Consider the following 11871-nt stretch of genomic DNA (forward strand, 5'->3'; position numbering starts at 1 on the left):
GTCGTTTCTGCCACTTAGATCAGTTGCGCGACTGCTCCCAGGACTTGAGCAACTCGTCATAGGCGATGGTTTCGCCTTTGGGTTTTTCGTTGGCCAGCTTGGGCTTCGGTGCACCGGGCTGGTCGAACCAGTACTGCGGATCACGCGGCTCGTTCAGCTTCGGCCCGCATTCACCCAGCACGCCGGAACGCTCCAGGCGACCGAGCATGGTGTCCTGCGCCGCGGCCAGGCCATCGAGCGCCTGCTGCGGGGTCTTGTCGCCGCTGGCCGCTTCGGCGATGAATTGCCACCACAGCTGAGCCAGACGCGGATAGTCCGGTACGTTGGTGCCGGTCGGCGTCCACTGCACGCGCGCCGGGCTGCGGTAGAACTCCACCAGGCCACCGAGCTTGGGCGCGGCGTCGGTCATGGCCTGCGAGTTGATGTCCGACTCACGAATCGGCGTCAGGCCTACCAGGGTCTTCTTCAGCGACACGGTCTTGGAGGTGACGAACTGGGCGTAGAGCCAGGCGGCCAGACGCTGCTTCTCCGGCGTGGACTTGAGGAAGGTCCAGGAACCGGCGTCCTGATAGCCGAGCTTCATGCCCTCCTCCCAGTACGGTCCTTTCGGCGACGGCGCCATGCGCCATTTCGGCGTGCCGTCTTCGTTGACCACCGGCAGACCGGGCTTGGTCATGTCGGCAGTAAAGGCGGTGTACCAGAATATCTGCTGGGCGATGGCGCCCTGCGCCGGCACCGGCCCGGCCTCGGAGAAGGTCATGCCCTGAGCTTCCGGCGGCGCGTACTGACGCATCCAGTCAACGTACTTCTGCGTGGCGAAAACGGCCGCCGGGCCATTGGTATCGCCGCCACGGGCAACGCTGGAGCCTACCGGACGGCAGCCATCGACGCGAATGCCCCACTCGTCCACCGGCAAACCGTTGGGTAGGCCCTTGTCGCCGCCGCCGGCCATGGAGAACCAGGCATCGGTGAAACGCCAGCCCAGCGACGGGTCCTTCTTGCCGTAGTCCATGTGGCCGTAGACGCGCTGACCGTCGATTTCCTTGACGTGCACCGAGAAGAACTCGGCGATGTCCTCGTAGGCCGACCAGTTGACCGGCACGCCCAGCTCGTAGCCGTAGATCTCCTTGAACTTGGCCTTGAGCTCCGGGCGCTCGAACCAGTCGGCGCGAAACCAGTAGAGGTTGGCGAATTGCTGATCGGGCAATTGATACAGCTTGCCGTCCGGCCCGGTGGTAAAGGAAGTGCCGATGAAGTCTTCGAGATCCAGGGTCGGTGAAGTGAAGTCCTTGCCCTCACCCTTGATCATGTCGCTGATCGCCACTGCCTTGCCGTAGCGCGCGTGGGTGCCGATCAGGTCGGAGTCGTTGACCCAACCGTCGTAGATGTTCTTGTCCGACTGCATCTGCGTCTGCAGCTTCTCGACCACGTCGCCTTCCTGCAGCAGGTCATGCTTGAGCTTGATCCCGGTGATCTCGCTGAAGGCCTTGGCCAGCACCTTGGACTCGTACTCGTGGGTGGTGATGGTTTCCGACACCACGCTGATGTTCATACCGCGGAACGGCTCGGCAGCCTTGATGAACCATTTCAGCTCTTCGAGCTGCTGCTCGGGCGTCAGGGTCGAGGGGTTGAACTCCTCGGCGATCCATTTCTTCGCGGCCTCTTCATAGGCATCCGCCCAGGCCGCACCGCTCAAACCGGACAACGCCAGCAAGGCGGCCAACGCCATGCTATGTCGGGTCTTGTTGTTATTGTCGAACATAGAGACCTCCATCTCAGGATTTGGGGAGAGGCATACCGGCGGCAGCCCGGCTCAGCCCCAGCGCATGACTGCGCACAACCACAACAGCGATAGCAGCGACGCTATCCACACGCTCCAGTCGGTCACGCCTATCACCAGCAGGTGCAGGTAGGCGCTGCCGAGCAGACCGATGAACAACCGATCACCCCGGGTGGTGGTGATCGGCAGAAAACCCTTGCGCTCGACGCACGGCCAGCGCAGCTCGACCAGCGTCATGCCGGCCAGCAGTACGGCGATGCCGCCGAAGAACAGCGCGGTTGGTAGAGTCCAGGCCATCCAGCTCATGACGAACCTCCCTTACACGCGACCGAGGGCGAAGCCCTTGGCCACATGGTTGCGAACGAACCAGATCACCAGCATCCCCGGAAGGATGGTCAGTACCCCGGCAGCAGCCAGCACGCCCCAGTCGATGCCCGAGGCGGACACGGTACGGGTCATCACCGCCGCGATGGGCTTGGCGTCCACCGAGGTCAGGGTGCGCGCCAGCAGCAGCTCGACCCAGGAGAACATGAAACAGAAGAAGGCGGTGACGCCGATGCCGGAGCGGATCAGCGGAATGAAGATCTTCACGAAGAACTTGGGGAAACTGTAGCCGTCGATATAGGCCGTCTCGTCGATTTCCTTCGGCACGCTGGACATGAAGCCTTCGAGAATCCACACCGCCAGCGGCACGTTGAACAGGCAGTGCGCCAACGCCACGGCGATATGGGTGTCGAACAGACCGATGGACGAATAGAGCTGGAAGAACGGCAGCAGGAACACCGCCGGTGGCGCCATGCGGTTGGTCAGCAGCCAGAAGAACAGGTGCTTGTCGCCAAGAAAGCGATAGCGCGAGAAGGCATAGGCCGCCGGCAGCGCCACGCTGAGTGAGATCAGGGTGTTGAGGCTGACGTAGTACAGCGAATTGAGGTAGCCCTCGTACCAGCTGCGGTCGGTGAAGATCACCCGGTAGTTGTCCAGGGTGAAGCTCTGCGGCCACAGGCTGAGGCCACCGAGGATCTCGGTATTGCTCTTGAACGACATGTTCAGCAGCCAGTAGATCGGCACCAGCAGGAACAGGAAATAGATCAGCAGTACCAAGCGTTTGCGTAGCGTCATGGTCGGCCTCAGCGGGTTTTGTCGTCGTGGGTCATGGCGGTGTAGAACAACCAGGACACCAGCAGGATGATCAGGAAGTACACCAGCGAGAACGCCGCGGCCGGGCCCAGGTCGAACTGGCCGATGGCCATTTGCGTCAGGGTCTGGCTGAGGAAGGTGGTGGCGTTGCCCGGCCCGCCGCCGGTGAGCACGAACGGCTCGGTGTAGATCATGAAACTGTCCATGAAGCGCAGCATCACCGCGATCAGCAGCACGCTTTTCAGCTTGGGTAGCTGGATGTGGCGGAACACCGCCCAGTTCGACGCGCGGTCGATGCGCGCGGCCTGGTAATAGACGTCGGGAATGGCGCGCAGGCCGGAGTAGCACAACAGCGCCACCAGCGACGTCCAGTGCCACACATCCATGATCAGCACCGTCACCCAGGCATCCATGGTGTTGGAGGCATAGTTGTAGCTGATGCCCAGCTTGTTCAGCACCCAGCCCATCAGGCCGATGTCGGCGCGGCCGAAGATCTGCCAGATGGTACCCACCACGTTCCACGGGATCAGCAGCGGAATGGCCATCAGGATCAGACACAGCGACGCCCAGCGCCCGCGTGTCGGCATGCACAGGGCGATGGCGATGCCCAGCGGGATCTGGATCAGCAGCACGCAGGCAGAAAAGATGAACTGGCGCAGCAGCGAGTCGTGCAGGCGCGGGTCCTGCAGTACCTGGCGATACCAGTCGACGCCGACGAAGTAGCGTGTGGATGGATCGAAGATATCCTGCACCGAGTAGTTGACCACCGTCATCATCGGCACGATGGCGCTGAACGCCACCAGCAGGAACACCGGCAACACCAGCCACCAGGCCTTGTTGTTCTGCACCTTCATGGCGCCACCTCCACCAGGTAGTCGTCGGCATAGAGCATCAGCCATTGCGCCGGGAAGCTCAGGTAGACCTGCTCGCGCGGCACCGGCTGATCCTCCTGCAGACGCACCTTGAGCACCTGGCCGTCGAGATCGAAGGTGAGGATCTTGTAGGTGCCGAGATCCTCGACGTGCAGCACCCGGCCACACAGCGCGTCCTCATAGGCGCCATCCCAGACATGCACGAACTCGGGACGTATGCCCACCTGCAGGCGCTTGCCGTCCAGCGCGGCCAGACGCTGGTTGAGCGCATCCGACAGCGGCAGCACGGTATCGGCGAAACGAACCCCGCCCTCGCAGCGCTGCACCTCGATCAGGTTCATGCCGGGGCTACCGATGAAATAGCCGACGAAGGTGTGCCCGGGACGCTCGAACAGCTCGCGCGGCGTGCCGAACTGGACGATCTGCCCGCCGTACATCACCGCGATCTTGTCGGCGAAGGTGGAGGCCTCCAGCTGGTCGTGGGTGACGTAGACCATGGTGATGTTGAACTGCTCATGGATCTGCTTGAGCTTGCGCCGCAGCTTCCATTTCAGGTGTGGGTCGATCACCGTCAGTGGCTCGTCGAAGAGGATCGCCGAGACGTCGTCACGCACCAGGCCGCGGCCCATGGAGACCTTCTGCTTCTCGTCGGCGGTGAGGTTGCGCGCCTTCTTGTGCAGCAGCGGATGCAGTTCCAGCACCTCGGCAATCTCGTGCACCTTGCTCATCACCCGCGCCTCGTCCATGCCCTGGTTGCGCAGCGGAAAGGCCAGGTTGTCGAACACCGTCATGGTGTCGTAGACCACCGGAAACTGGAAAACCTGGGCGATGTTGCGCTCTTGCGGCGACAGCCTGTTGACCGCCTTGCCGTCGAACTGCACCTCGCCCTGCGACGGGCTGAGCAGGCCGGAGATGATGTTGAGCAACGTGGACTTGCCGCAGCCTGACGGCCCCAGCAGCGCATAGGCGCCGCCCTGCTGCCAGACATGGTTCATCTCGCGAATCGCGTAGTCTTCCGGCGCCTTCGGCACGCCGCTGTAGCTGTGCGCGAGGTTATGCAAGCGAATCTCGGCCATCAGGCGGCCCTCCCCTGGCGGCGACTAGGCGCCTGCACCAACTGCCCATCAGCGGCGAAGACGAACAGCTTGTGGGTCGGGATGTAGATCAGGATCGGCGTATCCACCGCGTACTCGTGCACGCCCGGCAGGTGCAGCACCAGCACGAACTGCTCGTTGCGCACGTGAAGGAAGGTTTCCGAGCCGCTGATCTCGGCCAGCTCGACGGTTACCGCCAGCTCCAGATCATCGTCATTGGACGGCACCAGGCCGATATGGCTGGGACGCACGCCAAAGCGGTACTCACCCTCGGCGATGCCGCGCAGATCGGGGTTGAGCGGAAAATGCACGCAATCGGCGAAGCTCACCTCAGTGCCACTGATGCGTCCAGGCAGCAGGTTGATCGCCGGTTCCGAGAACAGCTCGGCGGCCAGCATCTGCCGCGGACGGTGGTAGACCTCGGCGGTCTTGCCGCTCTGCACCACCCGCCCCTCATGCAGGATAGTGGTGGTGCCGCCCAGGGCCAGCGCCTCGTTGGGCTCGGTAGTGGCATAGATGGCGATGGTGTGGCGCGCCTGGAACAGCTCGCGCATCTCCTGGCGCAGTTCTTCGCGCAGCTTGTAGTCGAGGTTGACCAGAGGCTCGTCGAAGAGAATCAGCGAGGCGTCCTTGACCAGCGCCCGGGCCATGGCCGTGCGCTGCTGCTGGCCACCGGACAGCTCCAGCGGATAGCGCGACAACAGTTTGTCGATGCGCAGCATGCGCGCGGTAGCCTCGACCTTCTCGACGATCTGCTCCCTGGCCACACCGGCCTGACGCAGCGGCGAGGCGATGTTCTCGAACACCGTCAGGGTCGGGTAGTTGATGAACTGCTGATAGACCATCGACACGTTGCGCTGGCGCACCGGCATACCCGTGACATCGGCGCCGTTCATCAGCACACGGCCGCTGCTGGGCCGATCCAGACCGGCCATCAGCCGCATCAGGCTGGTCTTGCCGGCCAGGGTGCGGCCGAGCAGGACGTTGAATGAGCCGGGTTCGAAACTCAGGCAGGCATCGTCGATATGCACCTGGCCGTCGACGATACGGGTGACGTGTTCGAGCTTGAGCGACATGGCCTGTCCTTTTTCTTGTCGTGCCATTCGGTTGCGAACATCGATAGCGACAAGCGTGCCAGTGCCCAAAAATCAGACGTATCTCTTTGATAGAAATCAAAAAAGCTATTCAAGCTCATTAGCACGCGGGTATTCCACTGAACACTTTTGAACAGTCGAATGTGAACAACTGAACAATTCGTTCGTTGACTTTGAACAGGCTTGAACGAAACTGGATCGATCGCGGCGCAGATCGCGAACCAACAAGAAGAGATCATCTATGACAGAAGCTGCCCGCGCCCCGGCGCACGACACCCTCATCCAGGAGTCCTGGTCGCGCTGTCGTGACTATGGCCTGACCCATCAGAGCTCGCCGCGCTTCGACCCACCGCCTGCCGGCGAACTTTCGGACCTGCTGGAAAGCCGCCAGGCCCTGGTGCAGACCACCCACCAGGAAGTGCTGCCTTACTACGGCACCATTCTGTCCAACTCCAACTGCCTGATCATGCTCGCCGACGACCAGGGCCGGCTGCTGCAATCCTGGGGCGACCAGCGCTTCATCGAACCGCGCCAGGCCGCCGGCTTCGTCGCTGGCGCCAGCTGGCTGGAGCGCTACACCGGCACCAACGCCATCGGCACTGCGCTCAGTTGCGGCCAGGCCGTGCATATCCAGCACGACGAGCATTTCCTCAAGGCCAACCGTTTCATGACCGGTTCGGCCTCGCCGATCTTCGACGAGCAACGGCGCATGATCGCCGTGCTCGACGTGTCCAGCGACAGCTACCTGCCGCCAGCGCACACCTTGGGCATGGTCAAGATGATGAGTCAGTCGGTGGAGAACCGCCTGATCCTCAAGCTGTTCGCCGACCAGTATCACCTGCTCAGCTTCAACACCAGCCTGGATAACCTCGACAGCCCCTGGGCCGGCCTGGTGGTGTTCGACGAGCAGGGCCATGTGGTGTCCGCCAACCGCCGCGCCGATAACCTGCTCGGCCAACCCCTGACCTACGGCGCCATCGAGCAGCTGTTCGACGTGCCGCTGCAACAGCTGCTCAACCAACCGGACGGTCAGCCCTTCAGCCTGCGCACCAGCGGTCATTTTCGCTTTCACGCTCGAGTACGTCGCCCTGCCCGACCCGCGCCGATCCAGCCTCGCGACTTCCGCCCGCAAGCTACCCAGAGCACGCCGCAAGAGCCACGCCTGCATACCCTGAGCGCTGGAGATGCGCGTATGGACAAGGCCGTACGCCAGGCCGAACGCCTGCTGGAGAAGGACATTCCGATCCTGATTCAGGGCGAAACCGGTGCCGGCAAGGAGGTTTTCGTCAAGGCCCTGCACCAGGCCAGTTCGCGCGCCAGTCAGCCGTTCATTGCGGTCAATTGCGCAGCCATTCCGGCGGAGCTGGTGGAGTCGGAGCTGTTCGGCTACGAGAAAGGTGCCTTCACTGGCGCCAGTCAGAAGGGCCACATCGGCCTGATCCGCAAGGCGCACAAGGGCACCCTGTTTCTCGACGAGATCGGCGACATGCCGCTGCGCGTGCAGGCCCGGCTGCTGCGTGTACTGCAGGAGCGCTGCGTGCAACCGCTGGGCAGCAGCGAGCTGCATCCGGTCGACGTGCGCCTGGTCTCCGCGACCAACCGCCCGCTGCGCCAGGACGTCGACAGCGGCCAGTTCCGCGCCGACCTGTACTACCGCATCAGCGGCCTGAACCTGGAGCTGCCGCCACTGCGCGAACGCAGCGACAAGCAGGCGCTGTTCCATAAACTGTGGGAGCAGCACCGTGAACCCCACCAGCGCGCGGGTATCAGCCGCGAGGTACTGGAGCTGTTTCAGCACCATCCCTGGCCAGGCAACCTGCGCCAACTCAGCAGCGTGCTGCGCGTGGCGCTGGCCATGGCGGACGATCAGCCCATCCGCGCCGAACACCTGCCGGACGACTTCTTTCTCGACCTGCCGACGGACACGACCCTGCAAGCGCACCCCGAGTCCGACGATCTGGCCAGCCAGTACCAGGCCTGCGGCGGCAACATTTCCTACCTTGCCCGCCACCTCGGCCTGAGCCGCAACACACTGTACAAGCGCCTACGCGAACAGGGCGTCAGACCCTGACGGCACGCCGGGTCTTTATGCCCAGCCGCCAGCCCTGCTGCATGCCCGCGGCCGCCAGCAGGATGGCTGCCACACCGAGCCACTGCAGCGGGCTGAGCCAGTGATCGAAGGCCAGCCAGTCGACGAGGATCGCCGCCACCGGGTAAATGAACGACAGCGCGCCGGTCAGCGCCGTCGGCAGTTTCTGGATGGCGCCGTAGAGCAGCATGTACATCAGCCCGGTATGCACCACACCCAGGGTTACCAGGCTGGCCCAGGCCGCCTCGCCTTGCGGCAGCTGATGCCCAGCCAGGGGCGCCAGCATCAGCACGCCTGTCAGCAGCTGAATAAGCGCGATCAGATGCGGCGGTGTAGCGCTGAGGCGTTTGACGATCAATGCCGCGACCGCATAGAGCAGCGCCGCCCCCAGCGCCAGCACGATGCCCAGCAGGTAGTTGCCGCCGGCCACCGCGCCCCGCCCGTGGGCACTGACGATGGCAAGCATGCCGATGAAAGCAAGCGCCAGCCAACCGAGCTTGAGCCAGGTGATGCGCTCACCGAGAAACAGCGCCGCCAGGCCCACCAACATGAAAGGCTGGACGTTGTAGACCACGGTACTGACGGCGATGGAGGCCTGCGCGTAGGAGGCGAACAACAGCAACCAGTTGCCGACGATCGCCAAGCCGCTAAGCACCGCCAGCAGCAATACGCGCCGCCCCAGAAGCTCGGCGCGCAGCAGGCCGAGCACAGCGCAGACCAACAGCAACATGCCGCCGCCGATCAGGCAGCGCCAGAACACCACATCCACCACGGCCTGGCCGGATACCAGGACGAACCAACCGATGGTGCCGGAAATCAGCATGGCGGCGACCATTTCCAGCGAGCCGCGTTTGAGATTGTTATCCATGAGGGAGCCTCTTCGAGAGATGACGATAATTATCCGAAGGTGCAACTTCCCTCTCCATGGAGAATCTGAGGCAGAATCCAGTCCTCGCCTTTTTTACAACGGCAGTTTCCGGCTTTTACCTAACGAGGCCTGCAATGACCGATGAAATCGACCAGACCCTGATCGCCGCCCTGATGGAAGATTCGCGGCGTTCACTGAAAGCCCTGGCGCAGATCAGTGGCCTGTCCTCCCCGAGCGTGGCCGAACGGCTGCGCCGCCTGGAGGAACGCGGCGTGCTCAAGGGCTATACGGTGGAGATCGATCCGCGCCATTTCGGCTATCAGTTGCAGGCCATCGTTCGCGTGCGGCCGCTGCCCGGCAAGCTGCATGAAGTGGAGCGACTGATTCAGGCCACGCCCGAGTTCACCGAATGCGACAAGGTCACCGGCGAGGACTGCTTCGTGGCTCGCCTGCACGTGCGTTCCATGGAGCAACTGGACGAGGTGCTCGACCGCATCAACGGCTACGCCGAAACCAACACTGCCATCGTCAAGAAGACCTCGGTTCCCCGCCGCCTGCCCCCGATGAACTGACAAGGAACGATCATGCACCCATCCCTTCGCCCCCTGCTCGTCACGCTCGGCCTTTGCCTGGGCAGCCAATCGGCCTCAGCCGAGCTGAACCAGGCCGTCGACGCAGCAGTTAAACCGGTGATGCACACCTATGCCATCCCCGGCATAGCCATCGCCATAAGCCACAAGGGCCAGCAGCACTTCTTCGAATACGGCGTCGCCTCACGTGAAAGCGGCCAGGCGGTGGATCGCCACACCCTGTTCGAACTGGGCTCGATCAGCAAATTGTTCACCGCCACCCTCGGCGCCTACGCCGAAGCGCGCGGCACGCTGAACCTCAGCGACAACGCCAGCCAATATCTGCCAGAGCTACGCGGCACTGCCTTCGATCACATCAGCCTGCTGGATCTGGCCACCTACACCCCGGGTGGCCTGCCACTGCAATTTCCGGACGCGGTCAGCAACGAACGGCAGATGCTCGACTACTACCGCAACTGGCAGGCGGTCTATCCGCCGGGTATGCAGCGGTTGTATTCCAACCCCAGCATCGGCCTGTTCGGCCACCTGGCAGCGGCCAGTCTGGCCGCGCCGTTCCAGAAACTGATGGAACAGGACCTGCTGCCACAACTGGGCATGCAGGAAAGCTATGTACACATACCGGCAGAGCAGATGGCGCGTTATGCCTGGGGCTACCGCGACGACAAGGCCGTGCGCGTAAGTCCCGGTGCGCTGGATGCCGAAGCCTACGGTTTGAAATCCACTGCCGCCGACATGCTGCGCTTCATCGACGCCAACCTGCACCCTGACAAGCTGCCCGCACCGCTGCGTCAGGCCGTCAGTTCCACCCATCGCGGTTACTACCAGGTTGGTGACATGGCCCAGGCCCTGGGCTGGGAGCGCTATGCCTACCCCATCAGCCTGACGAAGCTGCAGGCCGGCAACTCTGCAGAAATGGCGCTGCAACCCCAGCAGGTGGAGCGCTTCAGCGTGCCCAAGCCAGCCGAGGGTGACCTGCTGCTGAACAAGACCGGTTCGACCAACGGTTTCGGCGCCTACATTCTGCTGCTACCGGCGCGCGATACCGGCCTGGTCATACTCGCCAACCGTAACTATCCCAATGCCGAGCGCGTACGCCTGGCGTTGCAGTTGCTCGAGAGCCTCGAACCCTAGGCTGGTTTACAAGGCATCGGTGCGCAGGATGCGCACCTTACGCTTACAGACTGCGCGCGATCACCATCCGCTGCACGTCGCTGGTGCCTTCGTAGATCTGGCAGACGCGCACATCGCGGTAGATGCGCTCGACCGGAAAGTCCTTGAGGTAGCCATAGCCACCTAGCGTCTGGATCGCCGCCGAACACACCCGTTCGGCCATCTCCGAGGCGAACAGCTTGGCCATCGACGCTTCGGTCAGGCATGGCTGGCCCGCCTCGCGCAGGCTGGCAGCGTGATGCACCATCTGCCGCGCCACGGCGATCTGCGTGGCCATGTCGGCCAGGCGAAAGGCCACTGCCTGATGTTCGATGATCGGCTTGCCAAAAGTCACCCGCTCGTGGGCGTAATCACGCGCCGCCTCGAACGCGGCCCGCGCCATGCCCACCGACTGCGCGGCGATACCTATGCGTCCGCCTTCGAGGTTGGCCAGGGCAATGCGATAGCCTTCGCCCTCCTCACCCAAACGCAGCTCGGCCGGAATACGCACTTCGTCGAACTGGAGCTGGCAGGTGTCGGAGGCGTGCTGGCCGAGCTTGTCCTCGACCCGCACCACCGAGAACCCTGACGTATCGGTAGGCACGATAAAGGCGCTGATGCCCTTCTTGCCGGCTTGCGGATCGGTGACGGCGAAGACGATGACCATGCCGGCGTGGCTGCCAGAAGTGATGAACTGCTTGGCGCCATTGAGGATGTAGTGATCGCCATCGCGAAGGGCGCGGGTGCGTAGATCGCTGGCGTCGGAGCCGGCCTGCGGCTCGGTGAGGGCGAAGGCACCGAGCATGCTGCCCTCGGCCAGCGGGCGGAGAAAGCGCTGTTTCTGTGCCTCACTGCCGTATTTGAGGATCGGCATACAGCCCACCGAGTTGTGCACGCTCATGATGGTAGAGCAGGCGCCATCGCCAGCTGCCACCTCCTCCAGGGCCATGGCGTAAGCCAGGTGACCGGTTTCGGCACCGCCCCACCGCTCCGGCACCAGCATGCCCATGAAACCCAGCTGGCCCATCTCGGCGATGGCCTCAGCCGGGAAACGATGCTCGCGGTCCCAGTCGGCAGCAAAGGGCTTGAGCCGTTCCTGGGCGAACTGGCGGGCCATGTCACGGATCAGTAGTTGTTCTTCGTTGGGCAGCATGGCTGGCTCCATACATAGGGTGCGCCGTGCGCACCGCTGATTGGC

The 11871-nt window shown here is 63.3% G+C and carries 11 protein-coding genes; 3 read left to right on the forward strand and 8 right to left on the reverse strand.

The window, feature by feature from the left end:
• Positions 1 to 19: 19 nt before the first annotated feature.
• The 6 genes from JWV26_RS23355 to JWV26_RS23380 are packed head-to-tail and all read right to left on the reverse strand — an operon-like array spanning position 20 to position 5959.
• Positions 20 to 1762, reverse strand: a complete 1743-nt coding sequence (locus JWV26_RS23355; protein WP_206417918.1) for an ABC transporter substrate-binding protein — start codon at positions 1760 to 1762, stop codon at positions 20 to 22.
• A gap of 51 nt (positions 1763 to 1813) precedes the next feature.
• A complete protein-coding gene (locus JWV26_RS23360) occupies positions 1814 to 2086 on the reverse strand; it encodes a DUF2160 domain-containing protein (protein WP_003239937.1) in 273 nt (90 codons plus the stop codon).
• Between the two features lie 12 nt (positions 2087 to 2098).
• Positions 2099 to 2899, reverse strand: a complete 801-nt coding sequence (locus JWV26_RS23365) for a carbohydrate ABC transporter permease (protein WP_017676715.1) — start codon at positions 2897 to 2899, stop codon at positions 2099 to 2101.
• A gap of 8 nt (positions 2900 to 2907) precedes the next feature.
• Complete coding sequence (locus JWV26_RS23370) at positions 2908 to 3771, reverse strand: carbohydrate ABC transporter permease (protein ID WP_074919016.1); 864 nt, start codon at positions 3769 to 3771, stop codon at positions 2908 to 2910.
• The gene (locus tag JWV26_RS23375; protein ID WP_072423824.1) at positions 3768 to 4865 is read right to left on the reverse strand and encodes an ABC transporter ATP-binding protein; all 1098 of its coding nucleotides are present in this window, start codon (positions 4863 to 4865) and stop codon (positions 3768 to 3770) included. The genes JWV26_RS23370 and JWV26_RS23375 overlap by 4 nt, the downstream gene beginning before the upstream one ends.
• Positions 4865 to 5959 carry an ABC transporter ATP-binding protein gene (locus JWV26_RS23380; protein ID WP_206417919.1) on the reverse strand — a complete coding sequence of 365 codons (1095 nt, stop codon included), beginning with the start codon at positions 5957 to 5959 and terminating at the stop codon, positions 4865 to 4867. The genes JWV26_RS23375 and JWV26_RS23380 overlap by 1 nt, the downstream gene beginning before the upstream one ends.
• 259 nt (positions 5960 to 6218) lie before the next feature.
• On the opposite strand from JWV26_RS23380, the gene JWV26_RS23385 reads away from it, so the two are divergent.
• Positions 6219 to 8048: a sigma-54-dependent Fis family transcriptional regulator gene (locus JWV26_RS23385; RefSeq protein ID WP_206417920.1), complete on the forward strand. Its 1830-nt coding sequence runs from the start codon at positions 6219 to 6221 to the stop codon at positions 8046 to 8048.
• Here JWV26_RS23385 and JWV26_RS23390 read toward each other — a convergent pair.
• Positions 8038 to 8934 (reverse strand): DMT family transporter, encoded by an 897-nt coding sequence (locus JWV26_RS23390; RefSeq protein WP_206417921.1) that lies wholly within the window; start codon positions 8932 to 8934, stop codon positions 8038 to 8040. The two genes, JWV26_RS23385 and JWV26_RS23390, sit on opposite strands and share 11 nt — an antisense overlap.
• 134 nt (positions 8935 to 9068) lie before the next feature.
• Here JWV26_RS23390 and JWV26_RS23395 point away from each other — a divergent pair, with 134 nt between their 5' ends.
• A complete protein-coding gene (locus tag JWV26_RS23395) occupies positions 9069 to 9506 on the forward strand; it encodes an Lrp/AsnC family transcriptional regulator (protein WP_017676709.1) in 438 nt (145 codons plus the stop codon).
• A 12-nt stretch (positions 9507 to 9518) separates the two neighbouring features.
• Positions 9519 to 10655 (forward strand): class C beta-lactamase, encoded by a 1137-nt coding sequence (gene ampC, locus JWV26_RS23400; RefSeq protein ID WP_072423820.1) that lies wholly within the window; start codon positions 9519 to 9521, stop codon positions 10653 to 10655.
• Positions 10656 to 10698: 43 nt separating this feature from the next.
• On the opposite strand, the gene JWV26_RS23405 is transcribed toward ampC, so the two are convergent.
• Positions 10699 to 11826, reverse strand: coding sequence for an acyl-CoA dehydrogenase family protein (locus JWV26_RS23405; RefSeq protein ID WP_206417922.1), 1128 nt, complete (start codon positions 11824 to 11826; stop codon positions 10699 to 10701).
• Between the last annotated feature and the right edge of the window lie 45 nt (positions 11827 to 11871).

Origin of the sequence: Ectopseudomonas toyotomiensis, assembly GCF_017167985.1 — a bacterium.
Lineage (GTDB): Bacteria > Pseudomonadota > Gammaproteobacteria > Pseudomonadales > Pseudomonadaceae > Aquipseudomonas > Aquipseudomonas toyotomiensis.

What these genes read in the sequence shown, in the direction of transcription:
- JWV26_RS23385 (WP_206417920.1), top strand. Translation starts at nt 6,219, where the DNA reads ATGACAGAAGCTGCCCGCGCCCCGGCGCACGACACCCTCATCCAGGAG.
- ampC (WP_072423820.1), top strand. Translation starts at nt 9,519, where the DNA reads ATGCACCCATCCCTTCGCCCCCTGCTCGTCACGCTCGGCCTTTGCCTG.
- JWV26_RS23405 (WP_206417922.1), bottom strand. Translation starts at nt 11,826, where the DNA reads ATGCTGCCCAACGAAGAACAACTACTGATCCGTGACATGGCCCGCCAG.
- JWV26_RS23355 (WP_206417918.1), bottom strand. Translation starts at nt 1,762, where the DNA reads ATGTTCGACAATAACAACAAGACCCGACATAGCATGGCGTTGGCCGCC.
- JWV26_RS23395 (WP_017676709.1), top strand. Translation starts at nt 9,069, where the DNA reads ATGACCGATGAAATCGACCAGACCCTGATCGCCGCCCTGATGGAAGAT.
- JWV26_RS23375 (WP_072423824.1), bottom strand. Translation starts at nt 4,865, where the DNA reads ATGGCCGAGATTCGCTTGCATAACCTCGCGCACAGCTACAGCGGCGTG.
- JWV26_RS23360 (WP_003239937.1), bottom strand. Translation starts at nt 2,086, where the DNA reads ATGAGCTGGATGGCCTGGACTCTACCAACCGCGCTGTTCTTCGGCGGC.
- JWV26_RS23370 (WP_074919016.1), bottom strand. Translation starts at nt 3,771, where the DNA reads ATGAAGGTGCAGAACAACAAGGCCTGGTGGCTGGTGTTGCCGGTGTTC.
- JWV26_RS23380 (WP_206417919.1), bottom strand. Translation starts at nt 5,959, where the DNA reads ATGTCGCTCAAGCTCGAACACGTCACCCGTATCGTCGACGGCCAGGTG.
- JWV26_RS23365 (WP_017676715.1), bottom strand. Translation starts at nt 2,899, where the DNA reads ATGACGCTACGCAAACGCTTGGTACTGCTGATCTATTTCCTGTTCCTG.
- JWV26_RS23390 (WP_206417921.1), bottom strand. Translation starts at nt 8,934, where the DNA reads ATGGATAACAATCTCAAACGCGGCTCGCTGGAAATGGTCGCCGCCATG.